This window comes from Ruegeria sp. YTSA105 (assembly GCF_059610225.1).
Genome location: NZ_JBXWNE010000002.1, coordinates 143,052 through 169,138, shown reverse-complemented (window position 1 = coordinate 169,138; position 26,087 = coordinate 143,052). Strand labels below are relative to the sequence as shown.

The 26,087-nt window shown below is 57.4% G+C and carries 25 protein-coding genes; 9 read left to right on the top strand and 16 right to left on the bottom strand.

Going from position 1 to position 26,087, the window contains the following annotated elements:
* Nucleotides 1–15 precede the first annotated feature (15 nt).
* The 4 genes from AC2FH2_RS03485 to AC2FH2_RS03470 form a co-directional block, all read right to left on the bottom strand.
* Entirely contained in the window at nucleotides 16–759 is a 744-nt protein-coding gene (locus AC2FH2_RS03485) for a helix-turn-helix domain-containing protein (RefSeq protein WP_496822867.1), read from the bottom strand.
* 285 nt (nucleotides 760–1,044) lie between these two features.
* Entirely contained in the window at nucleotides 1,045–1,605 is a 561-nt protein-coding gene (gene ilvN / locus AC2FH2_RS03480; protein ID WP_496822865.1) for an acetolactate synthase small subunit, read from the bottom strand.
* 6 nt (nucleotides 1,606–1,611) lie between these two features.
* Entirely contained in the window at nucleotides 1,612–2,004 is a 393-nt protein-coding gene (locus tag AC2FH2_RS03475; protein WP_496691088.1) for a hypothetical protein, read from the bottom strand.
* Nucleotides 2,005–2,012: 8 nt separating this feature from the next.
* Nucleotides 2,013–3,764 carry an acetolactate synthase 3 large subunit gene (locus AC2FH2_RS03470; RefSeq protein ID WP_496749575.1) on the bottom strand — a complete coding sequence of 584 codons (1,752 nt, stop codon included), beginning with the start codon at nucleotides 3,762–3,764 and terminating at the stop codon, nucleotides 2,013–2,015.
* A gap of 422 nt (nucleotides 3,765–4,186) precedes the next feature.
* On the opposite strand from AC2FH2_RS03470, the gene AC2FH2_RS03465 reads away from it, so the two are divergent.
* A complete protein-coding gene (locus AC2FH2_RS03465) occupies nucleotides 4,187–5,032 on the top strand; it encodes a HalD/BesD family halogenase (RefSeq protein ID WP_496688365.1) in 846 nt (281 codons plus the stop codon).
* Nucleotides 5,033–5,107: 75 nt separating this feature from the next.
* Here the strand turns inward: AC2FH2_RS03465 and AC2FH2_RS03460 are convergent, their stop codons facing one another.
* Complete coding sequence (locus AC2FH2_RS03460; RefSeq protein WP_281994485.1) at nucleotides 5,108–5,755, bottom strand: response regulator transcription factor; 648 nt, start codon at nucleotides 5,753–5,755, stop codon at nucleotides 5,108–5,110.
* On the bottom strand, nucleotides 5,752–7,185 hold the full coding sequence (locus AC2FH2_RS03455) for a cache domain-containing protein (protein ID WP_282027358.1): 1,434 nt from the start codon (nucleotides 7,183–7,185) through the stop codon (nucleotides 5,752–5,754). The genes AC2FH2_RS03460 and AC2FH2_RS03455 overlap by 4 nt, the downstream gene beginning before the upstream one ends.
* Before the next feature lie 245 nt (nucleotides 7,186–7,430).
* Here AC2FH2_RS03455 and AC2FH2_RS03450 point away from each other — a divergent pair, with 245 nt between their 5' ends.
* The 3 genes from AC2FH2_RS03450 (at nucleotide 7,431) to AC2FH2_RS03440 (ending at nucleotide 11,931) form a co-directional block, all read left to right on the top strand.
* Nucleotides 7,431–8,513, top strand: a complete 1,083-nt coding sequence (locus AC2FH2_RS03450) for a TRAP transporter substrate-binding protein (protein ID WP_142633295.1) — start codon at nucleotides 7,431–7,433, stop codon at nucleotides 8,511–8,513.
* Between the two features lie 119 nt (nucleotides 8,514–8,632).
* Nucleotides 8,633–9,559, top strand: a complete 927-nt coding sequence (locus AC2FH2_RS03445; RefSeq protein WP_271947526.1) for a TRAP transporter small permease subunit — start codon at nucleotides 8,633–8,635, stop codon at nucleotides 9,557–9,559.
* Nucleotides 9,560–9,576: 17 nt separating this feature from the next.
* A complete protein-coding gene (locus AC2FH2_RS03440; RefSeq protein ID WP_281971950.1) occupies nucleotides 9,577–11,931 on the top strand; it encodes a TRAP transporter large permease in 2,355 nt (784 codons plus the stop codon).
* 135 nt (nucleotides 11,932–12,066) lie between these two features.
* Here the strand turns inward: AC2FH2_RS03440 and AC2FH2_RS03435 are convergent, their stop codons facing one another.
* The 4 genes from AC2FH2_RS03435 to AC2FH2_RS03420 all read right to left on the bottom strand — a co-directional run bounded on the left by AC2FH2_RS03435 (nucleotide 12,067) and on the right by AC2FH2_RS03420 (nucleotide 14,280).
* Nucleotides 12,067–12,456 (bottom strand): VOC family protein, encoded by a 390-nt coding sequence (locus AC2FH2_RS03435; RefSeq protein WP_271947522.1) that lies wholly within the window; start codon nucleotides 12,454–12,456, stop codon nucleotides 12,067–12,069.
* Nucleotides 12,457–12,462: 6 nt separating this feature from the next.
* On the bottom strand, nucleotides 12,463–13,287 hold the full coding sequence (locus AC2FH2_RS03430; RefSeq protein WP_281971951.1) for an arginyltransferase: 825 nt from the start codon (nucleotides 13,285–13,287) through the stop codon (nucleotides 12,463–12,465).
* Between the two features lie 75 nt (nucleotides 13,288–13,362).
* Entirely contained in the window at nucleotides 13,363–13,794 is a 432-nt protein-coding gene (locus AC2FH2_RS03425) for an RDD family protein (protein ID WP_496823045.1), read from the bottom strand.
* Nucleotides 13,795–13,857: 63 nt separating this feature from the next.
* Nucleotides 13,858–14,280, bottom strand: coding sequence for a DUF2852 domain-containing protein (locus AC2FH2_RS03420; protein ID WP_142633305.1), 423 nt, complete (start codon nucleotides 14,278–14,280; stop codon nucleotides 13,858–13,860).
* 282 nt (nucleotides 14,281–14,562) lie between these two features.
* Here AC2FH2_RS03420 and AC2FH2_RS03415 point away from each other — a divergent pair, with 282 nt between their 5' ends.
* Genes AC2FH2_RS03415 through AC2FH2_RS03400 form a run of 4 tightly spaced genes read left to right on the top strand, consistent with a single transcriptional unit; the run spans nucleotide 14,563 to nucleotide 19,391 of the window.
* A complete protein-coding gene (locus AC2FH2_RS03415) occupies nucleotides 14,563–17,352 on the top strand; it encodes a [protein-PII] uridylyltransferase family protein (RefSeq protein ID WP_496688358.1) in 2,790 nt (929 codons plus the stop codon).
* Nucleotides 17,339–17,611, top strand: coding sequence for a hypothetical protein (locus AC2FH2_RS03410; protein ID WP_496822861.1), 273 nt, complete (start codon nucleotides 17,339–17,341; stop codon nucleotides 17,609–17,611). Before AC2FH2_RS03415 ends, AC2FH2_RS03410 begins: the two co-directional genes overlap by 14 nt.
* 38 nt (nucleotides 17,612–17,649) lie before the next feature.
* Nucleotides 17,650–18,852 carry an RSP_2647 family RNA methyltransferase gene (locus AC2FH2_RS03405; RefSeq protein ID WP_496822859.1) on the top strand — a complete coding sequence of 401 codons (1,203 nt, stop codon included), beginning with the start codon at nucleotides 17,650–17,652 and terminating at the stop codon, nucleotides 18,850–18,852.
* Nucleotides 18,849–19,391, top strand: coding sequence for an RSP_2648 family PIN domain-containing protein (locus tag AC2FH2_RS03400; RefSeq protein WP_496700506.1), 543 nt, complete (start codon nucleotides 18,849–18,851; stop codon nucleotides 19,389–19,391). Before AC2FH2_RS03405 ends, AC2FH2_RS03400 begins: the two co-directional genes overlap by 4 nt.
* 71 nt (nucleotides 19,392–19,462) lie before the next feature.
* Here AC2FH2_RS03400 and AC2FH2_RS03395 read toward each other — a convergent pair whose 3' ends face one another.
* Nucleotides 19,463–20,149, bottom strand: coding sequence for a M48 family metallopeptidase (locus AC2FH2_RS03395; protein WP_496695738.1), 687 nt, complete (start codon nucleotides 20,147–20,149; stop codon nucleotides 19,463–19,465).
* Between the two features lie 171 nt (nucleotides 20,150–20,320).
* Between AC2FH2_RS03395 and AC2FH2_RS03390 the strand changes: the two genes are divergently transcribed.
* Nucleotides 20,321–21,805 carry an inorganic phosphate transporter gene (locus tag AC2FH2_RS03390; protein WP_496691098.1) on the top strand — a complete coding sequence of 495 codons (1,485 nt, stop codon included), beginning with the start codon at nucleotides 20,321–20,323 and terminating at the stop codon, nucleotides 21,803–21,805.
* A gap of 36 nt (nucleotides 21,806–21,841) precedes the next feature.
* Here the strand turns inward: AC2FH2_RS03390 and AC2FH2_RS03385 are convergent, their stop codons facing one another.
* The 5 genes from AC2FH2_RS03385 to AC2FH2_RS03365 all read right to left on the bottom strand — a co-directional run bounded on the left by AC2FH2_RS03385 (nucleotide 21,842) and on the right by AC2FH2_RS03365 (nucleotide 25,976).
* Entirely contained in the window at nucleotides 21,842–23,026 is a 1,185-nt protein-coding gene (locus AC2FH2_RS03385) for a vWA domain-containing protein (RefSeq protein ID WP_281971955.1), read from the bottom strand.
* Nucleotides 23,027–23,029: 3 nt separating this feature from the next.
* Complete coding sequence (locus AC2FH2_RS03380) at nucleotides 23,030–23,200, bottom strand: hypothetical protein (RefSeq protein ID WP_185956603.1); 171 nt, start codon at nucleotides 23,198–23,200, stop codon at nucleotides 23,030–23,032.
* 16 nt (nucleotides 23,201–23,216) lie between these two features.
* Nucleotides 23,217–24,569 (bottom strand): DUF2927 domain-containing protein, encoded by a 1,353-nt coding sequence (locus tag AC2FH2_RS03375; protein ID WP_496822857.1) that lies wholly within the window; start codon nucleotides 24,567–24,569, stop codon nucleotides 23,217–23,219.
* Nucleotides 24,566–25,015, bottom strand: a complete 450-nt coding sequence (locus AC2FH2_RS03370) for a GNAT family N-acetyltransferase (protein WP_271947502.1) — start codon at nucleotides 25,013–25,015, stop codon at nucleotides 24,566–24,568. Before AC2FH2_RS03370 ends, AC2FH2_RS03375 begins: the two co-directional genes overlap by 4 nt.
* Before the next feature lie 115 nt (nucleotides 25,016–25,130).
* On the bottom strand, nucleotides 25,131–25,976 hold the full coding sequence (locus tag AC2FH2_RS03365; protein ID WP_271948074.1) for an AAA family ATPase: 846 nt from the start codon (nucleotides 25,974–25,976) through the stop codon (nucleotides 25,131–25,133).
* Nucleotides 25,977–26,087 lie beyond the last annotated feature (111 nt).

Sequence of the window (26,087 nt, the reverse complement as noted above, 5' to 3'; positions counted from 1 at the left end):
GCGCCAGGATCGTCGTCAAGCGCGGGCCATGGCTTCTGGTCGGCGTGCAATGCGCGCGGCGGCCAGGACTGTCGAGGTGTCGTCCCCTAAATGTCTGAGCAATATCCGCCGTGTCGTCGTTGCGGTAGCTGTAGCTTTTGACAGGCAAATTGCGACACCGCGCCAACAGTTTGTTTGATTTTCAATTCCACGTGTCACCAGATAGATCCTGCTTTTCTGAGACGCACGACAGGACATGAGCATATAAATCTGCCGCCCGGCACAGGCCACGATACCTTGTACTTCGCGCTCTGCGACTGATGCTCCGGGTGTCTCGGAAATTGGTTCAAACCCTCTGACCAAAGTACATTGCGGTAACCTTCTGGCGTGAAAAAGCCTGTGTCTCAGGGGTTTTGTGCCATCAAGTTCTGTCTCGGTCGCATAATAGAACCCGCCGGGAAACAGAATTTCAGTCAGGGTGGCTGGGGTGGATCCTAGAAACTCAGTCAGGGCGACGGCAGCCGGGTGCTTGGACGGTTGGTCAATCTGATCCAAGGGATGGAGCAAAATCCGAGCATCAACATCAAAAAAGCGGCATATTCGGTCAAGGACATCGGGTCGGGGAAAGCTTTCGCCGCCAAGATAGCGATTGAACTGAGTTCGGTTCACTCCAAGCTGGCGGCACAGCTCAGAAACTGAATTATATTGTCCAGCAAGAGTTCGCAGATTGGCGCCGAACATCCTGCGTAGGTCGTCGGGGCTGCGGCTGTCGTTCGTCATTTTCGTCCCGGTACTAGTGTGTATTCCGAATAACCGCGACACAACTGGCCAACAAACCAGGCGCTGTCTGAAATCGTACAGATGACCCAGCGGACGCATCCCAACGCCGCGCTACCCTTGAAGGCTAACGCGATGATGCACAGACGCAATAGGTTAATTCTGATTTAGCTTAAACTTTTTAGGCAAATGTGACGTTGATGTTCACGTTTGGCGTATTGTGATCTTGCAAATTGGGTATTGCCGATACCCCGCCGCCAACTGGATGCGCCGGCGGGGCAGTTTTGGTCAATCGCCGCGCAACAGGGCTGCAACGCCGGTCCGGGCGATTTCGATCAGACCCAGCGGGCGCATCAGATCGGCAAAGGCGTCGATCTTGTCAGGTGCGCCGGTGATCTCAAAAATGAACGAATTCAACGTGCTGTCCACGACATTGGCACGGAAAATATCGGCCAGACGCAGCGCCTCGACCCGCTTGTCGCCGTCGCCGACCACCTTGATGATGGCCAATTCCCGCTCGACCGACGCGCCTTCGACCGTCAGGTCATGCACGTCGCGTACCGATACGATCCGGCCCAGCTGCGCCTTGATCTGTTCGATCACCTGCGGTGTGCCGGTGGTGACGATGGTGATGCGGCTGAGGTGGCCGGTGTGGTCGACCTCGGCCACGGTCAGGCTTTCGATGTTATAACCACGGCCCGAGAACAGGCCGATGACGCGGGCTAGAACCCCCGGTTCATTCTCGACCAGAACTGCGATGGTATGGCGTTCCTGTATGTCGGAAAACGTGGGTCGTAGGTTATAGGCCGAATGGCGGGTGGAGCCTTTTTTGATATGTAGGGCAGACATGCTGAGCTAGTCCTCTTCGTAGCGAAGGTTCGATACACCTTCGGCATTCTCCAGAATTTTCCAAATTGCGCCACGCAGTGCATCCACCTTGGGGGCTGCGTGGTATTTCTTGAACATCTTTCTCACATGCTCGGTCTTTGGTGAGAACTGAACCAGATGGCCATCACCATAGTTTGAGCAGCCGAAAACCAGGGCAAACGGCTCGTCGTGATCAATTTCGTGATACCATCCCCAGTCCTCGGCACAGGCGAAGGAAACCTCAAACCCGGATGCGGCAAGCTCTTTACTCAGAAAGATGCTGAGTTCCTTGCCAAACACATCAGGATTAATGAAATCATCAGCTTCTTCGTTCAACTCGTCCGGCGTAGGCTGGAAGCGCGTTGCGTCAAAACTGATCATCTGCGCTGTCATACCAGAACCGAACCTTTGCTATCGATCACGCCCTGCGTCTCGGCCTCGCCCAGCAGCATCTCGTTGTGGGCCTTGCCCGACGGGATCATGGGGAAGCAGTTCTCGTGCTTTTCGACCAGACAGTCGAAGATCACGGGGCCGTCATAGTTGATCATCTCCATGATCGCATCGTCCAGATCGGCGGGGTCAGAACACAAGATACCCTTGGCGCCAAACGCCTCGGCGAGCTTGACGAAATCAGGCAGCGCTTCGGACCAGGAATGCGAATACCGTTCGCCATGCAGCAGTTCCTGCCACTGGCGCACCATGCCCAAGCGTTCGTTGTTCAGGATGAACTGCTTTACCGGCAGACGATACTGCGTAGCGGTGCCCATTTCCTGCATGTTCATCAGCCACGAGGCCTCACCGGCCACGTTGATCACCAGCGCGTCGGGATGTGCCATCTGAACACCGATAGAGGCCGGGAATCCGTAACCCATCGTGCCCAGACCACCTGAGGTCATCCAGCGGTTGGGATCTTCGAAGCCAAGGTATTGTGCGGCCCACATCTGGTGTTGGCCAACCTCGGTCGTGATGTAACGGTCATGTTTTTTGGTCAGTTCTTCAAGGCGTTGCAGCGCGTATTGCGGTTTGATGGTCTTTTCGCTGTTGGTATAGGCAAGGCAGTTCACCTTGCGCCATTCGCCGATCTGTTCCTGCCATTTCGCAATAGCTGCGGTGTTGGTCTTGCGACCGCGCGATTTCCAGACCTTGAGGATGTCCTCAAGCACGTGGGCCACATCGCCAACAATCGGGATATCAACGCGGATCACCTTGTTGATCGAAGACGGGTCGATGTCGATATGCGCTTTTTTGGAATCGGGCGAGAACGCGTCGATCCGTCCAGTGATGCGGTCATCAAAACGAGCGCCAATATTGATCATCAGATCACAATCATGCATCGCCAGATTGGCCTCATACAACCCGTGCATGCCCAGCATGCCCAGCCAATTCCTGCCAGACGCCGGATAGGCGCCCAGGCCCATCAAGGTCGAAGTGATCGGGAAATCTGTTGCGTCTACCAGTTCCCGCAGCAACTGGCTGGCTGCCGGGCCCGAATTGATGACTCCACCGCCAGTGTAAAACACTGGCTTTTTCGCGGTCTCAATCGCAGCAACCAGCTCGGTGATCTCTTCCAGATCGCCTTTCAGAACCGGCTGATAATGCGAGGTCGAAGGCTTCGGCGCGCTATATTCGCCCGAGGCGAACTGAACGTCCTTGGGAATGTCGACAAGCACCGGGCCGGGGCGACCCGAGGTGGCGACATGGAATGCCTCGTGCATCGTGTCGGACAGCGAGTCCGTATCCTTGACCAGCCAGTTATGCTTGGTGCAGGGGCGGGTAATGCCAACGGTATCGGCCTCTTGGAACGCGTCCGAGCCGATCATGAAGGTCGGAACCTGTCCGGTCAGAACAACAATCGGGATCGAGTCCAGAAGCGCATCTGTCAGCCCGGTCACCGCATTGGTAGCGCCGGGGCCCGAGGTCACAAGCGCAACGCCGGGCTTGCCGGTCGAGCGGGCATAGCCTTCGGCGGCGTGAACCGCTCCTTGTTCGTGACGCACCAGAATGTGGCGAATGTCGTTTTGCAGAAAGATCTCGTCATAGATCGGTAGCACGGCGCCACCGGGGTATCCGAATACCGTGTCCACGCCCTGATCCTTGAGGGCCTGAACTACCATCTTTGCGCCGGTCATCTCACGTGTCATCTGCTTTGCTCCGTTCGCGACATGTGTCTTGCGTTTCGCATAAAAAAAGCCCCCGAGATTTTCGGAGGCGCATGGGTTCGATTATGGTTTACCGTTACCGGCCCATGCGCGTGGTTCCTACGATTACGACTAGCGTTCTCATCGCCAGAGGCTCCTTTTTGCGTGGGTTGGACATTATGGGCGGTGGAAAGGGGCGTCAACAGGCAATTGCACCAATTTTCTAACTTCTGGGTGGTATTTTGCGACATTTTATTGCGCATTTTGACGCATGTTCGGAACTTTCGGGATTTTCACCCCTTTGCAATGCTTTACGAGTGGCACGGAAGTGTCGAAATGCGTCATGCCGATGTCCGAAACGGGCATGATCGTGATTTTAGGCTGAGTCACGCTGGACTTAATTGCAGTGGCGAGGGAGGCCGAACATGTTGCAGGATCTGGTTGATCTCGGGCGATACCCGATAGACCGCCCCGGTTCATGGGCATATGAGCAGCTGATAGGTGATCTGAGGCGCGAGCTGGATCGGGACGGCTGTGCTGTTCTTCCAGGTTTCGTACACGAGGATGGCGTGGCGCGTTTGCTGAAAGAAGCTGATAAGACTGCCGTTGGAGCACATAGGTCATTTAGCCGAACGAATGCGTATTTCACCAAAGACGACCCGGCATTGGCGCCAAGCCATCCGGTGCGTCGATTCTATGATCGGTCGAATGCCTTTGTGCCGGCGGACAGTTTTTCCAAATCCGGACCGCTGCGACGTATATATGAGTTCGCTGGTTTTTTACCTTTCATTCGAACGGCATTGAACGAGTCCGAAGACCGGTTCTTTCGCTACGATGATCCTTTGGCTGATGTCATCATCAACGTGGTCGAAGAAGGGCAGGGGTTTCCCTGGCATTTTGACACCAACAACTACACCGTGACGCTGGCCATTCAGAATGGAGAATTCGGCGGTGAATTCGAATATGCCCCCAACCTACGAAGCGCCGATGATGAGAATTTCGCGGCCGTTTCTGCGGTTCTGGACGGTGATCGGACACCGGTGCACCAGTTGGTGTTGAACCCAGGGGATTTGCAGATTTTCAAAGGGCGCTATTCCTTGCACCGGGTCGCTCCCGTGAAAGGAGAGCGCAGACGATATGTCGGGATCTTTTCTTTTGTCGAAACCGAAGGCATGTGCGGTGGGGTGGAACGGACCCGTCAGTTATATGGGCGTGTTCTTCAGCATCACCATGACAAGGAAGGTGTCCGGCGCGACGCCCTTCTGGATTGACGGTAACTAAGAGTGCTCTCGCCCGTTGCCGCCTGCCTGCGGCGGCTGGGCCGGGCAGCGCGTGCTGCGCTGCGGTCAGAACCCTGGGCTGGTGCCCTGTAGAACGCCGTGCTCCAGCGCATAGCGGGTCAGGCCGGCCGTTGAGGATATGCCCAATTTTCGTTTGATGTTCTTGCGATGGGTCTCGACCGTTCGCACTGAGATATCAAGCGTATGGGCGACTTCCTTGTTCGATTTCCCTTGTGCCAGCTCCAGCAAGATCGTCTGCTCGCGCCCGGTCAAAGCCTCGCGCGTTGTGTCGCCTTTGGGTTTGAGGGAACCGCTTGCGCCCGTGCACAAATATTGTTCACCCCGCATGACGGCATCGATGGCCTTTTTGATTTCATCCGTTGGGACGTCCTTGAGCACGTACCCTTTTGCACCATGGCTGAGAGCAGTCGAAATATATTCGGGGCTGTCATGCATGGACAGGATCAGAATGCAGGTGTCCGGTATGCGTTCAAGGATGATCTCGGTTGCGCTCAGGCCACTTAGCCCGGGCATGTTCAGGTCCATCAGGATGACGTCAGGCTTCAGATCGGCAACCTGGTCAACCGCTTTCTTTCCGCTGCTGAGTGTCCCGACCACGGTGATGTCGTCATAGCTTTCGAGGATCGACTGGATCCCCTCGGCCACCATTGGATGATCGTCGACAATCAGGACCCGGATCGTCTGGTCGCTCATGTACCGGCCTTTCGGTTCGGAGTTGCGTCTTCCTGTGGCGGCAACAGGTGGCTGAGTGGCAGGCTGACCTCGATCACTGTGCCGCTGCGGTGGCCGCGTGATGACAGAATACGCAGCGATCCGTCAAGTTGCTCGATCCGTTCCTGCATATTGCGCAACCCAATCCCGGTACTGCCCCGACCCGGAGAGTTGCGCAAACCGCGGCCATTGTCGGTTATTCGCATGGTTGCGCCTTTCTTGTGCCCGCGCAGATCGATGGTGACATGGGTGGCACCGGAATGGCGTTCGATATTGGTCAGGGCCTCTTGGGCAATGCGATAGAGGGCGATCTTGCTATCCTGATCCAGCCGGTTGCGGAAAACAACGGTCGAGAAATCGGTCTCGATCCCGGTTCTCTCGCGGAAATCATCTGTCAGAGCCTCAAGCGCGGGGCCGAGGCCCAAATCGTCCAGCACGCCGGGGCGCAAGTCGCGACTGATGCGGCGGACCTCGCTGATGGCGGTTCCCAGATGCTCGATCCCCTTGTCCAGTGGATCATGCGCGCCCACATCATCGCCGCGCGACAGGCGACGGCGGGCGTTGTCCAACGCAAAGCGCACGCCCACAAGGATCTGACTGATCCCGTCATGAAGCTCGCGTGCCACACGGCCGCGCTCTTCCTCTTGCGCGTCGAATACCCGCTGGGTCAGCTGTTTCAGTTTGGCATCGGCCAGACGTCTTTCGCGGATGTTGAGCAACATGCCTGAGGCAAAGACAATCAGAACAGCGGCCAGAACAATGGCACCGATATACATGAAGGTACGCTGCACGCGCGCTTCAACCTCGGCCCGTGCGCTGGCAACTGCGGCAACAATGTCATCGATGAATACCCCGGTGCCCACGACCCAGCGCCAATCCTGAAGGCCGACGACATAGGCGATCATCTGCGCTTCTTCCCCGGTCGAGGGCTTTTGCCACATAAAGCTGTGCCAACCCGCACCCTGACGAGCAAGGCGAATGAACTCATTCACCACCGGTGTGCCGTCGCTGTCGGTCAGACCCTCCCAATTTCGGTTGATGAACTCAGTCTGACGGGGGCTTACGAGATTGGTGCCGTCATAGTCATAGACGAAAAAGAACCCGTCCTGCCCATAGATCATGGCCGACAGGATTTGCGCGACCTGAGTTTTGGCGGCGGCGTCATCCGGAGCCGCGCGCCCGTAGATATAGGCAAACCCATTGCGCGCCTGAGTCACATAGTTGCGCAGCTCTTCCTTCTTGGCCTGAATCAAAGAGCGTTCCAGTGCTTCAATTTCGCGCTCGGCAGTGGCGCGCGCCTCATAGGCAACCATCACCGCAATCGCGGCCACCGCCACGACCAGCGGGATCGCCGCCACCAGCGACAGCTTTTGAGCATAGGTCAACGAGACCAGTTGTCGAAGTCTTTGCATGGACGAATCGATACGCAAGCCACAGCAAAATTGCAAAAAGATTGGGCGTCTGGCGGGAAAACGGCATCAAAAATCCCTGTTTTGCTATGATTGGGCCGTTATTGCCTGTGCAATTCGCGCAGAAAGCCGCGTTTCTACGCAGTAGTAGGTATTCCCTTTCACTTCCTTGTGACTAGTCTTGCCGCTGTTGAATACGACAGGCCCGGACAATCCGGGTCATGATTATGAAGGGGAGGATCACTCATATGGACCGTCGTTCATTTCTGAAAACATCCGCACTGGGCGGCTCGGCTGCTGCAGCGACCACGCTGGCGGCACCGGCCTATGCACAGGGCAAGCGCACGCTGACCATGGTCACATCCTGGGGCCGTGGCCTTGCAGGTGTGTTCGACAGCGCGCAGCGTTGCGCCGACAGCATCACCACCATGTCGGACGGCAACCTGAACGTTGAGATCAAAGCAGCCGGTGAGCTGGTTGGCGCGTTCGAAGTGTTTGACGCGGTATCATCCGGTCAGGCCGACATGTACCACGCGGCAGACTATTATTTTGTGGGTCAGCATCCGGGCTATGCATTCTTTACCGCTGTTCCGTTTGGTATGACCGCCCAGGAACTGGTGAACTGGTACTACCATGCCGGTGGTATGGAACTGCATGACGAGCTGGGCGAAATCTTTGGCCTGAAATCCTTCCTGGCTGGTAACACCGGTGCGCAGGCAGGTGGCTGGTACTCGAAAGAGATCAACAGCCCCGAAGATTTCAACGGCCTGAAGTTCCGCATGCCGGGGCTGGGCGGTAAAGCTCTGGGTAAACTGGGCGCATCCGTGCAGAACATTCCGGGCTCCGAAGTGTATCAGGCGCTGTCATCCGGCGCGATCGACGGAACCGAGTGGATCGGTCCGTGGGCTGACGAAAAAGCCGGTTTCCAGGAAATCACCAAGACATACTACACCGCGGGCTTCCATGAGCCGGGTGCGGGTCTTTCGCTGGCAACCAACCGCGAGGTCTATGACAGCCTGTCTGCCTCGCAGCAGAAGATCATCGAGATCGCCGCAGGTGAATGCCATCAGTGGAACCTGGCGCAATTCCTGGCCAACAACGGCGCGGCGCTGCAGCGTCTGCAGGCTGGTGGCGTCAAGGTCATGGAGTTCCCGGACAGCGTTTGGGACGCGTTTGGTGCCGCAAGCCAGGAAGTCCTGGACGAGAACATGGGCGACGAGCTGTTCAAGCGCATCCACGACAGCGCGATGGAATCCATGGCCGCGTCTTCGGCCTGGAACAATCTGTCGTCGGGTGTCTACACCTCGCAGCGCGACCGCGTTCGCGGCTAAGTCACTTCGATCTTTGAAATCGGTTCCCCCGCATGTCGGGGGAGCCATTCCCGTTGCGCATCTGACGGTCGGACAAACTGTAACTCTCAAATGTGCAACTGACGCGACCTGGGGACAACATGCAGGACGAAAACGGTATCTCGTTCTTCGGCGCCCTGTGGAATGGACTGATATGGTTCATTCAGAACATTGCCGAAGCCTTCATTAATTTCGGATACGCCATCACGCATCCGCAACTCTGGCTAGACTGGTCGGACAAAGAAGCAGTCATGCGCTTTGTCTATTACGGCGGGTCGGTCGAGTTCTTCTTTGTGGTTTTCACGCTGTTTCTGGTGTTGACGGCCATTGGTCTTTACTACCGCAACTTCATGTGGGCGATGGTGCGCGGGCTTGAAGGCTTTGCCAACACGACGGGGCGTTTCTTCGCCTGGGCAGGCCTTTTGATGGTGGTTCAGCAGATCATCATCGTGTTCATGCAGCGGGTCTTTACCCGCCCGGATATGTCTTTTGGGCTGGGTATCCCGTTTCAGATGGATATCAGCTGGTTCGCGGAAGAGCTGAAACTGTATAACGCCATGGTCGTGTGCCTGTGCTGCACCTACACCTTTGTACAGGGCGGCCATGTCCGCGTTGACCTGATCTATGCCGGCATCAGCCACCGCGCCAAACGTGTGGTCGACATGTGTGGTGCCATACTGTTCATGATGCCGATGGCGGTGCTGACCTGGATGTATGGCTGGTACTTCATGTGGCGGCATCTGATCGTGCCGAAGCCCTCGGCCAGTGATACTTTGGACCGGCTGGTGGCCAAGTCCCGCGCGCTGCGCTGGAACGTGGAAACCATCGGGTTCAGCCCCAACGGATTCAACGGCTATTTCCTGTTCAAGATCTTGCTGATCGCCTTCGCAGCGATGGTGTTCCTGCACGCGATTGCATTCCTGTACCGCTCGTATCTGGAATATGTGGAAGGCCCGGAAAGTGTTGGAAAATACCTCGACAAGGACAGCCTTGGCGAGGGTGAAGAAGCCTACGAAGGCGCGCATTAGGGACGGAGAACCAGACAATGCTATTCGGACTTGATGGCGTCGAGATAGGCCTCATTATCGTATTTTTCTGCCTCTTCGGAGGTATTCTATCCGGTTTTCCGGTGGCCTTCGCCATCGGCGGGGCAGGAGTGATCTCATTCGGCATCATCGCCGCATTGGACAGCGCAGGTTTGCTGATTCACCAGGCGATCGACACCGGCTCTGCGGCGTATCAGGATCTGGTCAGCACGGGGGTTAAACCCGATACCATATCAGTGTTCCGCTTCCCGGACTTACCAAGGATTGCCGAGCCTGTTTTTGTCTCGGGCTGGGAAACCGCGCTGGACCGCAACGTGTCGTTCATCGTGAACCGCATGAACGAGCGTGTTCTGGCCGGTCAGTCCATTGAAACCCTTCTGGCGGTTTTGATGTTCGTGCTGATGGGTATCACGCTTGAACGGTCGAAGATCGCCAATGATCTGCTGACCACAATGGCGCGCGTCTTTGGACCGTTGCCGGGTGGTCTGGCCGTTTCGATTGTGGTCGTGGGGGCGTTTCTTGCGGCCTCAACCGGGATCGTGGGCGCGACCGTTGTAACCATGGGCTTGCTGGCGCTGCCAACCATGCTGCGCAACAACTATTCGCCTGAATTGGCGACGGGTGTCATTGCGGCTTCGGGTACGCTGGGGCAGATCATCCCGCCCTCGATCGTGATTGTTCTGCTGGGAACGCTGGCCGGTGACTTGTATTCGACGGCTCAAGAGACCCGCGCGGTTGACGCAGGATGCACGGACGCACTGACCTATCTGGGTGAGCCTGCGGTTGTCTCGGTCGGTACTTTGTTCCAGGCCGCCTTGCTGCCAGGGATCATGTTGGCGCTGCTATATGCGCTTTATGCCTTTGGCTATGCGCTGCTCAACCCGCATAAGGCGCCTGCGGTGCCCATGACCGGCGGCAGCGGAGAGCCCATTACCCGTTCAGAAGGTTTCACCTGGTTGCTGGGTGCGCCTGTCGCGCTGATCGTGGGTACAGTTCTGCTGGGCAATCTGGGGGTTATCGGCAGCCAGAACGTCTCGGTCTCGGCTTTCTCTGATATCGGGCAGGGCGCATCGCTGCGGACCAACGTTTCCGAAACCTGCAAAGCCTCGATGATTGAGCTGCATGGTCAATCCGCCTGGGATCAGGCCGTGGCCGAGCAAACGGCCATTGATGACGCAGGTGGTGCCGCAGAATCGACCCGTCTGACCGAGGAAGAACTGGCCACCGCGCAGCAAGAGAAGATTGCCAACGCCGCTCCGATTGGAACGGGTGTTGCGGTGATGGTTCTGTTGCTGGGTCTGACCATTGTGCTGGGTCGGGGCATTGCGCCGTCACGGTCGCCACAGCCGCTGATCCTTGGGTCCATTGGTCTGATCCTGATGTTGCTTGTCGATATTCTGTTCGTGTCGCCAACAACGTCGTCAGGGTTGACCTTTGTGATGCTGGCGTTGCCCTTTGCCTTGGCCATCTATGGCTGCAAAGAGGCTGCGGCGCGCTGTGCCACCAATGATCTGATCCGGGTGGTCTTTCCTCCGCTGGTTCTGATCATCGCGGTGCTGGGGTCGATCCTGGGTGGGGTGACCAACCCAACACCGGCGGCGGCATTGGGCGCGGGTGGTGCGATCATGCTGGCGGCCTATCGCAAGCTGCAAGATCAGGAGCGGTCCGGCAAGGTCATCATCTGGGCCACCTTCGCCGTGGTCATTGCCCTGTTGATGGGGGTCAATTTTGATCTGCGCATCAATCAGAGCAGCGCCTCGGCCGAAACCTGGATTGCCTTCATCATAGCCTATGCGGCCTATCTGTATGCCCTGTTTGGTTTGCTGTTCGGCTGCTGGGTTCTGTACTCCAGCGGCGTGCTGACCCCGGTGGTGCGGGAAACCGCCAAGGTGACCTCAATGGTGTTCACCATTTTGATCGGGTCACAGCTGTTGAATCTGGTGGTGATCTCGTTCGGCGGTGAGCACTATATCCAGCAGTTCCTCAAGAGCTTTGATAATGAATTCACGGTTTTCCTGATCGTGATGCTGGTGCTGTTCTTCCTTGGGTTCGTGCTGGATTTCCTGGAGATCATTTACATCGTGATCCCGATTGTAGGCCCGGTAATCTATGGCGGGTCTTTTGATCCGAAATGGGTGACGATCATGGTGGCGGTGAACCTGCAGACCTCGTTCCTGACACCACCTTTTGGATTTGCGCTGTTCTATCTGCGCGGGGTCGCGCCGAAAGAAGTGACCACCGGCCATATCTATCGTGGGATTGTACCGTTTGTGCTGATCCAGGTGGTAGGTATCGGAATCCTTTGGTTCTTCCCTGCGATTGTGACCATCGTGCCGGATCTGATCCCGAATTGATCAAAGATCATGTGTTCAAATGAAAAGGGGGCCAGCTGGCCCCCTTTGCTTTGTTTGTAGGTAGAAGGGGCCAGCCCCTTCTTGGCCTGCGGTCAATTCAACCCCGAGGTATTTTTGGCCAGATGAAGATGCGGATCAGGTGAATTGGATCAGATCCCATCTGTTTCCGAACGGGTCCTGCCAGACTGCTACGGTTCCATATGGTTCATGGCGCGGGGCTTCTTCGAAATGGACGCCTTTGGCCAGCATGGCCTTATAGTCGCGGTCGAAATTGTCTGTTTCCAGAAAGAAGCCGACCCGACCACCTGTCTGGTTGCCGATTGCGGTTCTCTGATCTGCATCGGCGGCTCTGGCGAGAAGAAGTGAGCCCCCGGTGGATCCATGTGGGGTTACGCGGACCCATCTTTTTCCAGCGCCCAAGTCGATGTCCTGCGTCAGGGAAAAGCTGAGTGTATGCGTGAAAAAGGCGATGGCATCATCGTAATCCGGCACGACAAGCGTAACGGCGTGGAGGCTTTGTCGCATCAGGTTTCAGCCTTTGGTCGGGTGACGATCAGGCAGTTGGATGCTGGCAACCTGTTCGGCGATGGGGGCGGTGGACAGCGGGTGGTGGCCGTCATGTGCAATGTCACAGGGATCCTTGACCCGTTTCCATTCGCCCTGACTGTACACTTCCAGCCCTGCAAAGCGGGATTTGTATCCCATTTTCGGGCTGCCAGGCACCCAGTAGCCAAGATAAATATAGGGCAGACCCGCCTCGCGTGCGATGTCGATGTGATCCAGGATCATGTACGTGCCCAGTGAATTCTGGGGCTGATCCGGGCTATAGAATGAATAGACCATGCTCAGCCCGTCATCCAAGACATCGGTCAAACTGACAGCGATCAGATTACCGGATTCGGGGTCTGAGTATTCGACCACTCGACTGCGTATGGGGGTCTCTTCGATCATGGCTGCAAATTCGAAGACGTCCATATCCGCCATGCCGCCATCCGCATGTCGGGTGTCAAGATAGGTGCGGAACAGGTCATACTGTTCGTCGGTAGCCCATGGGGAATTCGCCCGGCGTCGCAGATATGAGTTCCGCCTGACCGCGCGTTTCTGGCTTTTGCTGGGTTGAAAGGCCGAAACGTCAATCCGCGCGGACAAACACGCGGCGCAATCGGTGCAGGAAGGGCGGTATAGGACGTTCTGAGACCGTCGAAACCCTTGCTGGGAAAGGGAGTCATTCAGTTGATTTGCGCCTTCGCCCTGCAGCGCTGTGAACAGCTTACGCTCCATCTTGCCCTCAAGATAAGGGCAAGGCTGAGGGGCCGTAACGTAGAATTGCGGCGCGATTGGCAGCGTGTGTCGCATGAATGTCCTATGGTTCCTGAAACGGGATGATAACAACCGTTCCCGGAGCCGCCAAGTGATTCACGCGACAGTCTTTTAAGCGCGACGGTTAATCATAACCGTGCCGAGAAGGGTGTCGGTCAGGCCCTGGCCGCGCGCGCCGGTCAGCATCATGATGAATGAAATGATTTGCAGCACCGGAAATGCCATGCTGACAAAATAACCGGCTGTATGTGCGACCGCTTTACCTGTGTCCATTCGTTCACCAAAAGCGTCGCGCAGTTCGACCCCCATGAAACGCATACCCAGAGTGGCCGAGCCGTTGGCGATTGTGACGACGCGATAGACAAAACTGACCACCGCATAAATCAGGGCGAGTATCAGTACGCCGAGCCCGAGGGTCAGGACGATGGCGACGGTACAAAGCAGTGAAATAAAGGCGATATCGAACAGCCAGGCCAGGAACCGTTTGGTCGTGACGGACTGGTAAAACTCGGGCTGTCGGTTCGGGTCTGGCAAGGAGTGCATACGGGTCATTCCGGTAGATGTTTCAAATACCCTGTCCCGATTGTCGGAACAGGGCAAGGTCGATCAGGCGTTATCGCCGGTTTCATCGCTTTCGCGGTTCTCGCGGACGCGTTCATCCATGAACTGGTCGAATTCGGCCTTGTCTTTCGCTTCGCGCAGGCGATGCAGGAACGCTTCGAATTCCTGTTGCTCACGCTCCAGCCGAGCCAGAGTGTCGGACTTGTAGGCGTCGAATGCGCTGTTGCCCGAGGGTTTCATTGCGCTCATGTGGCTGTGCCAGGATTTGCGACGGCTGCAGGATTTGTTGAACATACGTTTGCTCCAGATCATGTAGGCCAGAAGGGCCAGGCCGACGGGCCAGAAAAAGATAAAGCCAAGGACCATGGCTGCGATCCAGGCCCCTTTGCCTTTATCGTCAAGCCAGGCTTCTGCGCGGCTGAGCCATCCCGGGTTTTCAGGGACGGCGTGTTCGGTCAATGCGGTCATTGGTGCTCTCCGGGTTAGATGTAAATTGCTTTCACATTGAATAGATGGGGGCACCAAACCCAGTTACAAGAGGTCAATGTGAAAATGATTTACATTTCTGAATTTCGGATGGTTGACCTGACATCTGAACAAGCGCAATTTCAGTCTAACGCACCACGGTTTCTTTCAAACATTGGCTGGGTTGTCTGCTGCGGCGCTGTTTTGAGTTAAGCGCCAAATTGTTGCAATGTCGGGTCAGATATTTGGCCACAGAAATACTGAAACCACGTCATCGGAGATGAAATGACAGGACTTCTTGCCGTCAACCGTGTACCGCGCGCCTTTGATCCTTCACTTGGTTCCGAAGCGCGCGATGCAGTGGGTGGCATTACACCTGAGCAGGGGGAACTGATCGCAGGGGCTGCGGGCTCCAGCCCCTATCTCAAAGGCCTGATTGATCTGGAAGCTGACTGGCTACCGCAAGCTTTGGCGCAACCGGACGCGATGCTTGCATCCATTATGGAAACCGCAAGGGCCTTGCCTGCGGATCAACTCAGGCCGGGGCTGAGGCAGGCCAAGAGGCGTTTAGCGCTGTTGACCGCCCTAGCGGATCTGGCAGGGGCCTGGCCGTTGGAAAAAGTTACAGGGGCACTAACCGATTTCGGGGCCATGGTAGCGGATGTTGCCGCCAAGGCCGAGATTGCAACCTTGATCCGGCGAGGTAAATTGCCGGGGATGACCGAAGATGATATCGCCTCTGCCGCGGGAATGATCATATTGGCCATGGGCAAGATGGGTGCGCATGAGTTGAACTACAGCTCTGATATCGACCTGATCGTTTTGTTTGACGAAACGCGCTATGATCCGGACGATTTCTATGATGCGCGGCAAGGGATGGTCCGGGCGACACGGAATTTCTGCGCCACACTCAGTGACAAGACAGCGGATGGATATGTATTTCGCACGGATCTAAGGCTGCGGCCTGACCCTGCGGTGACGCCAGTTTGTCTGGCTGCGGAAGCTGCCGAACGGTACTATGAAAGTCTGGGCCGCACTTGGGAGCGCGCCGCATATATCAAAGCGCGTCCCTGCGCTGGCGATATCGCTGCGGGGCAGCGTTTCCTGGATACGCTCCGCCCCTTCATCTGGCGAAGGCATCTGGACTTCGCGGCTATTCAGGATGCCCATGACATGCGCTTGCGTATCCGCGAAAACAAAGGGACAGGCGGTGCGCTGACCATTCCGGGTCATGATATGAAACTAGGGCAAGGCGGGATACGCGAGATTGAATTCTTCACTCAGACCCGACAGTTGATTGCCGGAGGTCGCGATACGGACCTGCGCGTGCGTGGCACTGTACCGGGTTTGGCGGCTTTGGCCGGCAAAGGGTGGGTGCCCGAGGACGTGGCTGAAAAGCTTACCGATCACTACCGCGCGCATCGCGAAGTCGAACACCGCATTCAGATGATCCATGATGCGCAGACCCATAAGATTCCGCAATCCTCGGACGGGATTGAGCGGATTGCATGCCTGATGGGGATTGATAGCGCCGATCTGACTGCGGATCTGAAACGGCGACTGACCGAGGTTCATGAGTTGACCGAAGGTTTTTTCGCCCCCGGCCCGACAGCCCGTGCACCTTTGCCAGAAGTTGAATTTGACGAAAGCATATTGGCGCGCTGGACGACCTACCCATCACTGCGTTCTCAGCGCGGGGCGCGGATTTTCGAACGGCTGAAACCCGAGCTGCTGACGCGTCTTGCCAAAACCGCCCAACCGGATGAGGCGCTGCTGGCACTGGACGGCTTCCTTCGCGGGTTGCCTGCGGGCGTGCAGCTGTTTTCTCTGTTCGAGGCCAACCCGCAGCTTATCGACCTGCTTGTCGATATAGTAGGCACGTCGCATGCATTGGCCGCGCATTTGTCGCACAACGCCTCGGTCTTTGATGCGGTGATTGGCGGCAGCTTCTTTGACGACTGGCCGGGCCGGACGGTGCTGCAGGGCGAATTGGAGCGAGAACTCTCGCAGGAGCAGGACTACGAAAGCCAGCTTGATCTGGCGCGGCGCTGGTGCAAGGAATGGCATTTCCGGATCGGCGTTCACCATCTGCGCGGGTTGATCGACGGCGTGCAGGCCGGGCAGCAATATGCCGAACTTGCAAGCGCGGTGATCGCTGCGATCCTGCCATGTGTTGTGGACCAGTTCACCAGCAAACACGGGCCCGCACCTGGTCGCGGTGCCGCTGTGTTGGGCATGGGATCCCTGGGGGCAGGGCGGATCAACTCGCAATCTGACCTTGATATGATCGTGATCTACGACCCGCTGGATCAGGACATGTCCGAGGGCCCACGGCCTCTTGCCACGCGGACCTACTATGCCCGGTTCACGCAGGCACTGATCACGGCGCTGTCGGCTCCAATGTCGCAGGGGCGACTTTATGAGGTCGACATGCGGCTGCGCCCCTCGGGCAATCAGGGGCCGGTGGCGACCAGTTGGGCCAGCTTCACGAACTATCAGCAGAATGAGGCATGGGTGTGGGAACACCTAGCCCTGACGCGCGCAAATCCCGTCGCCGGTGAGCCCTCTCTGGCCGACGATATCGAGGGCTTTCGAACAGAGCTTGTTTCGCGCTCCCGCGATCAGGCGCAGGTTTTGCGCGAAGTTGCCGAAATGCGCGCGCGTCTGGCAGCCGCGAAAACCCCCGCCGGTATTTGGGATGCCAAGAATGGGGCCGGACGCATGATGGACATAGAGCTGATGGCCGAAACAGGCGCTTTACTGTCCGGTGTTGCAAAGCGCGATGTACATGCCGGGTTGGACGGTGCAGTCGCAGCCGCGCTTTTGGATGTCGCTCAGGCGCAAACGTTGAAGGATTGCTACGATCTATGCTGGTCTGTGCAATGCGCAGCTCGACTGTTGTCAGGTAAGGTTATCGAGGCCGATAAAATCGGAGAGGGCGGTTCCGCCTTCCTGTGTCGGGCCACCGGGTATGAGCAGGTAGAACAGTTGCAGGCCGCGTTGCAGGAAAGCTACGATATCGCCGCCGAAATTATCGGCCGCGTGATTCAGGAGGATAAAGATGCCGCGCAATGACGATCCGAACGATCACAAAGGCCTGATCCGCGAGGCCTATCGCATCGATGGCATCACATTGCCCGAATGTCGCAGTATCTTTCTGGACTGGGCGTTGAGCCTTCCGGAGGGGCGTGATCAGAGGCAAGCACTGTCTGACCTGCACGCCATCTATGCTAAAGATGAGGCCGATCACCCAATGACACAGGTGCTGACCGAAGGGTTGCAATCAGCTCAGGAGCCGAAACGGCGCGGTGGTTGGCGGTCTCGCAACCGCTAGGGCTTTCCCCTCGGCGCGTTCGCGACTATGAGGTCGCCATGACCCAAACTGCAGACCGTCCCCGTATCCGCCTGAAACCCAAAGCCAATGCGCGCGGCCTGCGCCATGGCTTCCCGTGGGTCTATGCCAATGACATTGTCACCGACCGTCGCACGCGCAAAATCCCTGCTGGCGCGCTGGCCGTGCTCGAGGATGAAAATCGCGCGCCGATCGCGCTGGTGGCAGTCAATCCTGAATCGAAAATCATGTGCCGTGTGCTGGACCGCGATCCTGACGCCGAGCTGACGGCTGATTGGTTCGAAACCCGTCTGCGCCGCGCGCTTGATATGCGCGAACGCCTGTTTGACTCGCCCTTTTACCGCCTGATCCATGCCGAGGCGGATGGCTTTCCGGGTGTCATCATCGACCGGTTCGGTGAGGCGTGTGTGATCCAGCCCAACGCTGCCTGGGCCGAAGCGCATCTGGATATGTTGACCGATGCACTGACCGCCGTGACCGGCGTGACGACCGTGCTGAAAAACGCCTCGGGCCGGACACGCGGTCTGGAAGGGTTGGATGATGTCAACCTGACCTTGCGCGGCACTGTCCCGGATGCGCCTTTGCCCGTGTTGATGAACGGTGCAACCTATATGGCGGATTTGACGGGCGGTCAGAAAACAGGCCTGTTCTATGACCAACGCCCCAATCACGCCTTTGCTGCGCAGCTGGTTCAACCCAAGGCACAGGTACTGGATGTCTTCAGCCATGTCGGAGGGTTCGGGTTGGCGATGTTGGCGGGTGGCGCCGGACAGGCGCTGTCGGTCGACGGGTCGGCCGCGGCATTGGAGTTGGCCGCAAAAGGGGCCGAGGCTTCTGGCTTTGCCGATCAATTCAACACGCGCCAAGGCGATGCCTTTGATGTGTTGGCTCAGTTGAACGACGAAGGCGCTAAATTCGACGTCGTTATCTGTGATCCTCCCGCCTTTGCACCATCAAGGCAGGCGCTGGATGCAGGGCTGCGGGCTTATGAACGCATTGCGCGATTGGCCGCCACACTGGTCAAGCCGGGCGGATATCTGGGCTTATGCTCTTGCTCGCACGCTGCTGATCTGGGCCGCTTCCGCGACGCCTCATCCCGTGGTATCGGGCGCGCCGGGCGCTCAGCCCAACTGATCCATACGGGCTTTGCCGGGCCCGATCACCCGCAACTGCCGCAGCTGGCTGAAAGCGGTTACCTGAAGGCCGTGTTCTACCGGTTATGAAGGCTGTACTCGATACCTGCGTCATCTATCCAACGGTGATGCGTGAGATGCTGTTGGGCACCGCCCGACTAGGTCATTTCACCCCTATATGGTCGGCGCGCATCCTCGAGGAATGGGCCCGCGCCGCACGCAAGCTGGGCCCCGAGGGCGAGGCGCAGGCCCGTGCCGAGATTGCCCTGACGCAGGTCAAATGGCCCAAGGCAGAACGCCCAGCCAATGACGGTCTGCAGGCTCGGCTCTGGCTGCCGGACGCAGCAGATATCCACGTTTTGGCCACTGCAGTAGCCGCGTCAGCGGATATCATCGTCACGGTCAACGCCAAGGATTTCCCCAGAAATATTCTTGCAGAAGAAGGGCTTGAGCGGCGTGACCCTGACAGTCTGCTGTATGGTTTCTGGTATAACGACCCGCAAGGGCTGGACCAGCTTGCACAGCAGGTACTGGCCGAAGCAAACCGTCTGTCAGGCGATACATGGACTTTGCGTGGATTGATGAAAAAAGCCCGCTTGCCGCGTCTGGGCAAAGCGCTCGCCAGCTAAGTGGGATCCCTGCTTCATCTGGCTAAAATTACCTCGGAGAGCGCGAGAGGCTGGCCTCTCGCCGCCGAGCCTCAGCCACGCGCCCAACGCTGCTCAAGCACTTCCAGCGCCGCAATACGCTCATCCGTTTTGGGATGGCTCATCAACCAGGCGGGTACAACGCCTGCGCGTTGCTGCGTCAAATCCTCAAGCTTGTGAAACAGAGACTTTTGCGGGCCGATGCCGATCCCGGCTTTGGTTAGCAGGGCGGCGGCATATTCATCTGCTTCATATTCATCCCCACGTGACAGGCGCGACGCCAAAAGCGCAGTCAGCGCGTTTGCAATCATCGCACCGATGAATGGGACGAACCGGCTCAGAAGCAGCATCAAGGCTGTCCGCAACGCATTCTGTCCAGAAAAATCAATCATCCGTCGACGTGCATGACCCAAGGCCACATGCCCCAGTTCATGCGCGATGACGCTCGCCATCTCTTCGGCGGAAACCTCGCCATTGAGGAACTTGCGATAAAACCCGCGTGTGATGAATATTCGTCCATCCGGAGCCGCAAGCCCGTTCACCGGGTCGATTTCATATATATAGACCGGAACCCTCTCGATCCCCAGCGCCGCCGCCAGCCGGTCAGTCATACGCTTGAGGGCGGGATCGGCCAGTTCGGTCGATTTCAGGTCAAGCTCGCGATGGGTGCGCCAGACCGAGATCCGGTACATCACCACGGCATACAGAACCGCCAGAAGAATCGGAGTAATTCGGAGCATGGTTCTGATATGGGGATAAGCAGACACAAGGGCAAGGCATCAGCGTTTCCGTGGGCCTGAAAGGTCTCCTAGCTGCCATGACGCAGTGGAAACTGGGTTCTTTCGGATTCTAACTGTTGAAAAACGCCGCCTGCCGCCTTATCCGCACGGGAACTCGTCGGAGAATACACAATGTCCAACAATGACCACGAAGCCCGTCACCTGGAAACGCTTGACCGCGACCTTAGACGCTTTTCTCGGCTAGAAGTGGCAACCTCCCAGGTGGGTCGCCCATTTGTCGGGTCTGGCATCGCGCTTTCTTTTATCGTTGTCGCAGGTCTTGTGGCAGCCTTCCTGTTCGGACAAGGCAACAACACGCTGATCGTAGTGCTTGCGGCAATGTTTGGGGCTTATATGGCGCTGAATATCGGGGCCAATGATGTTGCCAACAATATGGGACCGGCGGTCGGGGCCAATGCGCTGACCATGGGAGGCGCCATCGCGATTGCTGCCATATTCGAAAGCGCCGGCGCGCTGATCGCTGGAGGCGACGTTGTTTCCACGATCGCGAAGGGCATTATCGCTCCTGAAAGCATGGGAACGCAGACTGTATTCATCTGGGCAATGATGGCGGCTTTGTTGTCTTCGGCGCTTTGGGTCAACCTGGCGACCTGGGTCGGAGCGCCTGTGTCCACGACCCACTCGGTTGTCGGAGGCGTCATGGGGGCGGGGATCGCCGCAGCCGGTTTTGGCGCAGTAAGCTGGGGGACGATGAGCAAGATCGCGGCCAGCTGGGTTATCTCGCCGATGCTTGGCGGTCTGGTCGCCGCAGGATTTCTCTGGTTCATCAAGTCGCGGATTATCTATCAGGACGACAAGATCGCCGCGGCCCGGAAATGGGTGCCGATGCTGGTTGGTATCATGGCAGCGGCTTTTGCCAGCTATCTGGCGCTGAAGGGGCTCAAGAAGATCGTCAAGATCGACCTCGGCACGGCTTTGTTGATCGGAGCCGCCTGTGGTGGGCTGGTCTGGGCCGTGATGATTCCGGTTATTCGGCGTCAATCCGAAGGTCTGGAGAACCGCAATAAATCCCTCAAAGTATTGTTCGGCATCCCTCTGATCGTATCCGCCGCATTGCTGAGCTTTGCACATGGGGCCAATGATGTGGCCAATGCCGTTGGGCCTTTGGCAGCCATCGTGCAAGCCTCTGCCTCGGGTGATTTCACCCAGGCGATTAGTATTCCCTATTGGGTCATGATCATCGGCGCCTTTGGCATTTCGTTTGGCCTGTTCCTGTTTGGGCCAAAACTGATCCGAATGGTTGGCAGCCAAATAACCAAACTTAACCCGATGCGTGCCTATTGCGTTGCGCTGTCCGCAGCCATCACCGTTATCGTGGCCAGTTGGCTGGGTCTTCCCGTAAGCTCGACCCATATTGCAGTGGGTGCCGTCTTTGGTGTCGGCTTCTTCCGTGAATGGGATGCTGAAAGACGGCTGCGTAAAGCCCGCATTACAGTGCCTGAGCGGACGGTTCTGGCACCGGAAGAACGCCGCCGGCGCAAGCTGGTGCGCCGCTCGCACTTTATGACGATCATAGCAGCCTGGATTATTACCGTGCCCGCGGCGGCTGTGTTGTCGGGTGTTCTGTTTCTGGGCATTCAGGCCATCGCCGGGTAATCCCGGCCTTGGCAGAACCTGATCCGCGGGCTGGCGTTATCGCGTCAGCTCGCGCATTCCTTTTTCCAGCCCGGCCAGAGTCATCGGCACCATCCGATCCTGAAAAATCTCGCGGATCATTCCGATTGAGTGGGTATATTCCCAATACTTCTCAGGCACTGGGTTAATCCACAGGTTCGATGCCCATTGGTCGCGTGCCCGCTGCAGCCAGATCTGGCCAGCCTCCTGGTTCCAATGTTCATTGGCACCGCCGGGATAGGCGACCTCATAAGGGCTCATCGAGGCGTCGCCGACGAAGATGCATTTGTAATCGGGACCATAGGTGCGCAGCACCTCATGGGTCGGCGTCTGCTGGTCCCAGCGGCGGATGTTGTCACGCCAGACACCTTCGTACAGGCAGTTGTGGAAGTAGTAATATTCCAGATGCTTGAATTCGGTTCTTGCGGCCGAGAACAGCTCTTCCACCACTTTGATATGTGGGTCCATTGAGCCTCCGACGTCCAGAAACAACAGCACCTTGACGGCATTGTGCCGTTCGGGCCGGGTTTTGACGTCTAGATATCCATGCTCGGCTGTGGCGCGGATGGTGCCGTCCAGATCAAGCTCTTCCGCCGCACCCTCGCGGGCCCAGCGGCGCAGGCGCTTCAACGCGACTTTGATGTTGCGCGTGCCCAGCTCGACCGTATCGTCCAGGTTCTTGAACTCGCGCTTGTCCCAAACCTTGACCGCACGCTGATGGCGGCTTTCCTTCTGGCCGATCCGTACACCTTCCGGGTTGTACCCGTAGGCTCCGAAGGGCGACGTTCCAGCCGTACCGATCCACTTGTTGCCACCTTGATGGCGGCCTTGCTGATCCTTGAGCCGCTCTTTCAGCGTCTCCATCAGCTTGTCGAACCCGCCAAGGGCCTCGATCTCGGCTTTTTCCTCTTCGCTGAGGTGCTTCTCCGCCATCTTCGCCAGCCATTCGGCAGGGATGTCGACGGCTTCGAGGACCTGTTCGAACCCGATCTGTTCCAGCCCTTCAAAGCTGGCGGCAAAAGCGCGGTCGAACTTGTCGATATTGCGTTCATCCTTCACCATCGACACGCGGGCGAGGTAATAGAACGCCTCGACATCATAGGTTGCCAGTCCCTTTTTCATACCCTCCAGAAAGGTCAGATACTCCCGCAGAGATACGGGGATACCGGCTTTGCGAAGGTTTTCGAAAAAGGGAACAAACATGGGCTACACCACAAAGCGAACCAGAACCAAGGACAGGATTAGCCCGACCAGCGCAAAGGCGATTCCATATCCGGCTGCATATTGCGCGATATCGGCGCCGCTGCCGTTGCGTTTGCGCGCGGTCAGCGCCCCAAGGAGCGCACCCAGCACCGCCAGTCCCAGAACCACTATCATGCGTTAATCGCCCCCGTTAATTGACTGGTCCTTCTGCGACGTCCTGCATAAGCGACCGGGCCACTACATCCGAACCAAAGCCGTATCGTGCCCATCTCAGACTGTCCAGTCTGACGGAACGTGCCTCTGCGGAACGGCCGACTTCATTCAGGACCTCGGCTTTCAGCAACAATAACGTTGCAAGCTGCGAGGCGTTCTCGGCCCGTGTCATCACGTTAATAGCGTCGTCGATTTCGGGCAGGAACTTTGGCCCATTGCCTTGCGAAAGCGCAAAGGCGCCCAGTTGGGTCGTGATGTAGGATCGATGCAATTCCGTGCCCGGTGTAGCGCGCAGAAACTGCAGGGCAATATCATATTGGCGCAACGCATCATGCGGATCATCGAACTGTTCCATTCGGCCCATCAGGTAATGAGGGTAAGCGCGCCGGTGATCGGTCCAACCTTGTTCCTTGCCAATTCGGGCTGCCTTGCGGGCCTGCCTCATGCGCGATTGCTGGCTGCGACTGGATTGCAAGGATTTCTGAATTGCTGAAATCCAGGCTCGTGGAGTTTCCGACATGGGCTGTACCGGCACCGCATCACCGCGCGGATTCAGACGCGAGAGAATTTCGGGTATGGCCGTTTCGACCTGTTCACGTGTCATACCGCTGTGCAGTTGGGATGAATATGCGGCCTTCAGGATCAACATGTCGAACCCGGTCAGAACCGTGTGGATATTGTCATCGTTGAATACCGAGTCCGGAAGGCGATACAGGTCATTCAGCGGGCCAAGCGCCTGTGCAATCTCTTCGTGCAGGCAGTCACGTTTTTCCTGCGGACTTGCATCAGCGGGAATGAAGATGCCCAGTCGCTGACGGCTGCTCAGTTTGGTCCAGCTGCTTTTCTGTTTGAACCGGTCCCGGCGGTACTCCTCAAGGCTTGAGGCATTGGGCACCACGAAACATGCAGCCTGAGGCAGGATGGCCTGAATCTCTTTTTGACTGACCGCCGCGATCGTGATGTTGGCCTGACCGTCCTTGATCTGTTTGATGTCTATCCCGGCCTCGGTGCGCAGACGGGTCAGCAGGCGGCCCAGATCCTTTTGAAGCGAGGCCGTCGCAGCCCCTTTCAACCGCACCGTGATCGGGGTTTCGAACCGGGTAAAAACAGGCAGTTCCGTACCCCCTTCCAGTGCGAAATGCAGAGAGATGAAATCCGCTGCCATGTTTTCATTCGACCGCGCCGGAGGCGAGGGATATGCACGCGTAAAGGACTTGGCGGGGGGCAGGGGTGGTTCGACGTCCACAATCTCGGGTGGGCTTTCGGCAGGCTCAATCGTGGCACATGCGGTCAGGACAAAGCTGATCAAGATTGCGACCCATCGCGTCATGGGCGCTGATACTTGATGAAAGGTGTCTGTTTGCCGATCCTGTCATAGAGCTTTCGCGCGGTATGGTTGAAATCCTGCGTCAGCCAATAGACAGACGGTGCACCTTGCCGGTCCGCTTCTTCGTAAACGGCCTGAATCAAAGCGCGACCGACCCCCATGCCGCGCGCCTCGGGGCGGGCGAATAGGTCCTGCAAGTAGCACACGCTTTCTTCCTTCCAGGCATGGCGGTGGAACAGAAAGTGGGTCAAACCCACAAGCCCTCCGTCGGCCTGCGCGACGAAACAAGAAAAATCGTTCGGATCATCGCCCAGCAGTCGCGAGAATGTGCTGTCATAGACGGAATCCGGAACCGTCGTTTCATAAAACGCCAGATAGTCCCGCCACATATCCGCCCAGTCCTCGCGATCAGTCGGATGCAAGGCTCGAATTGTTACTGTTTCTGGCATTGCTGAGTCCCGTTGGGTCTGATGGTAAATTGCCCGGACAAGCCGGGCAACCCGAGACCAATGCTTGCATCCGAGACTTGCTAAGGCAAGCGGCGATCACCGAGGGTTTACCGGCTCAGCGTTTGTTGCGGGCCATGAATGCCAGGCGTTCGAACAGGTGCACGTCTTGTTCATTCTTAAGCAGCGCACCGTGCAGTTTGGGCAGGGCATTGGCGCCATCGCGCTTGAGATCTTCGGCGGTCAGGTCCTCGGCCAGCAGCAGCTTGAGCCAGTCCAGCACCTCTGAGGTTGATGGCTTTTTCTTCAGGCCCTGAGTTTCGCGAATCTCATAGAACTGGGTCAGAGCCGTTGTCAAAAGCGCATCTTTGATGCCGGGATGATGGACCTCGACGATGCGGCGCATCGTGGCCTCATCAGGGAACCGGATATAGTGAAAGAAACACCGGCGCAGGAAGGCGTCGGGCAGTTCCTTTTCATTGTTCGATGTGATGATGACGATCGGACGGTTCTTGGCGCGGATCGTTTCGCTGGTCTCGTAGACGTGAAACTCCATCTTATCGAGCTCTTGCAGCAGATCGTTCGGAAACTCGATATCGGCCTTGTCGATCTCGTCGATCAACAACACGACCTTTTCATCGGTTTCAAAGGCCTGCCACAATTTACCCTTGCGGATATAGTTCGACACGTCGTGCACGCGCTCTTCACCCAACTGGCTGTCGCGCAGACGACTGACGGCATCGTATTCATACAGCCCCTGCTGCGCGCGGGTGGTGGATTTCACGTTCCACTCGATCATCCGCAGCCCCAACGCTCCGGCCACCTGCTTGGCCAACTCGGTCTTGCCAGTTCCCGGCTCACCTTTGACCAGCAAGGGACGTTCCAGCGTCACGGCGGCATTTACCGCAATGGTCAGATCGTCTGTGGCGACGTATTCGGCTGTTCCTTGGAAACGTGCGGTCATTGGCCCCTCATCAAGTGTCGCGCGAAATGCGCCCTTGGGGTTACCGCGCAGCAGAAATTTTGACAAGCCAGGTCGCTGCGTCGCATGAAGGGAAATTGCCAAGTAACTACA

What these genes read in the sequence shown, in the direction of transcription:
- AC2FH2_RS03420 (WP_142633305.1), bottom strand. Translation starts at nt 14,280, where the DNA reads ATGACCGCATTGACCGAACACGCCGTCCCTGAAAACCCGGGATGGCTC.
- AC2FH2_RS03385 (WP_281971955.1), bottom strand. Translation starts at nt 23,026, where the DNA reads ATGTTTGTTCCCTTTTTCGAAAACCTTCGCAAAGCCGGTATCCCCGTA.
- AC2FH2_RS03375 (WP_496822857.1), bottom strand. Translation starts at nt 24,569, where the DNA reads ATGACGCGATGGGTCGCAATCTTGATCAGCTTTGTCCTGACCGCATGT.
- AC2FH2_RS03455 (WP_282027358.1), bottom strand. Translation starts at nt 7,185, where the DNA reads ATGCAAAGACTTCGACAACTGGTCTCGTTGACCTATGCTCAAAAGCTG.
- AC2FH2_RS03470 (WP_496749575.1), bottom strand. Translation starts at nt 3,764, where the DNA reads ATGACACGTGAGATGACCGGCGCAAAGATGGTAGTTCAGGCCCTCAAG.
- AC2FH2_RS03390 (WP_496691098.1), top strand. Translation starts at nt 20,321, where the DNA reads ATGTCCAACAATGACCACGAAGCCCGTCACCTGGAAACGCTTGACCGC.
- AC2FH2_RS03370 (WP_271947502.1), bottom strand. Translation starts at nt 25,015, where the DNA reads ATGCCAGAAACAGTAACAATTCGAGCCTTGCATCCGACTGATCGCGAG.
- AC2FH2_RS03475 (WP_496691088.1), bottom strand. Translation starts at nt 2,004, where the DNA reads ATGATCAGTTTTGACGCAACGCGCTTCCAGCCTACGCCGGACGAGTTG.
- AC2FH2_RS03365 (WP_271948074.1), bottom strand. Translation starts at nt 25,976, where the DNA reads ATGACCGCACGTTTCCAAGGAACAGCCGAATACGTCGCCACAGACGAT.
- AC2FH2_RS03435 (WP_271947522.1), bottom strand. Translation starts at nt 12,456, where the DNA reads ATGCGACAAAGCCTCCACGCCGTTACGCTTGTCGTGCCGGATTACGAT.
- AC2FH2_RS03465 (WP_496688365.1), top strand. Translation starts at nt 4,187, where the DNA reads ATGTTGCAGGATCTGGTTGATCTCGGGCGATACCCGATAGACCGCCCC.
- AC2FH2_RS03405 (WP_496822859.1), top strand. Translation starts at nt 17,650, where the DNA reads ATGACCCAAACTGCAGACCGTCCCCGTATCCGCCTGAAACCCAAAGCC.
- AC2FH2_RS03460 (WP_281994485.1), bottom strand. Translation starts at nt 5,755, where the DNA reads ATGAGCGACCAGACGATCCGGGTCCTGATTGTCGACGATCATCCAATG.
- AC2FH2_RS03380 (WP_185956603.1), bottom strand. Translation starts at nt 23,200, where the DNA reads ATGATAGTGGTTCTGGGACTGGCGGTGCTGGGTGCGCTCCTTGGGGCG.
- AC2FH2_RS03425 (WP_496823045.1), bottom strand. Translation starts at nt 13,794, where the DNA reads ATGCACTCCTTGCCAGACCCGAACCGACAGCCCGAGTTTTACCAGTCC.
- AC2FH2_RS03430 (WP_281971951.1), bottom strand. Translation starts at nt 13,287, where the DNA reads ATGCGACACACGCTGCCAATCGCGCCGCAATTCTACGTTACGGCCCCT.
- AC2FH2_RS03395 (WP_496695738.1), bottom strand. Translation starts at nt 20,149, where the DNA reads ATGCTCCGAATTACTCCGATTCTTCTGGCGGTTCTGTATGCCGTGGTG.
- AC2FH2_RS03400 (WP_496700506.1), top strand. Translation starts at nt 18,849, where the DNA reads ATGAAGGCTGTACTCGATACCTGCGTCATCTATCCAACGGTGATGCGT.
- ilvN (WP_496822865.1), bottom strand. Translation starts at nt 1,605, where the DNA reads ATGTCTGCCCTACATATCAAAAAAGGCTCCACCCGCCATTCGGCCTAT.
- AC2FH2_RS03450 (WP_142633295.1), top strand. Translation starts at nt 7,431, where the DNA reads ATGGACCGTCGTTCATTTCTGAAAACATCCGCACTGGGCGGCTCGGCT.
- AC2FH2_RS03440 (WP_281971950.1), top strand. Translation starts at nt 9,577, where the DNA reads ATGCTATTCGGACTTGATGGCGTCGAGATAGGCCTCATTATCGTATTT.
- AC2FH2_RS03445 (WP_271947526.1), top strand. Translation starts at nt 8,633, where the DNA reads ATGCAGGACGAAAACGGTATCTCGTTCTTCGGCGCCCTGTGGAATGGA.
- AC2FH2_RS03415 (WP_496688358.1), top strand. Translation starts at nt 14,563, where the DNA reads ATGACAGGACTTCTTGCCGTCAACCGTGTACCGCGCGCCTTTGATCCT.
- AC2FH2_RS03410 (WP_496822861.1), top strand. Translation starts at nt 17,339, where the DNA reads ATGCCGCGCAATGACGATCCGAACGATCACAAAGGCCTGATCCGCGAG.
- AC2FH2_RS03485 (WP_496822867.1), bottom strand. Translation starts at nt 759, where the DNA reads ATGACGAACGACAGCCGCAGCCCCGACGACCTACGCAGGATGTTCGGC.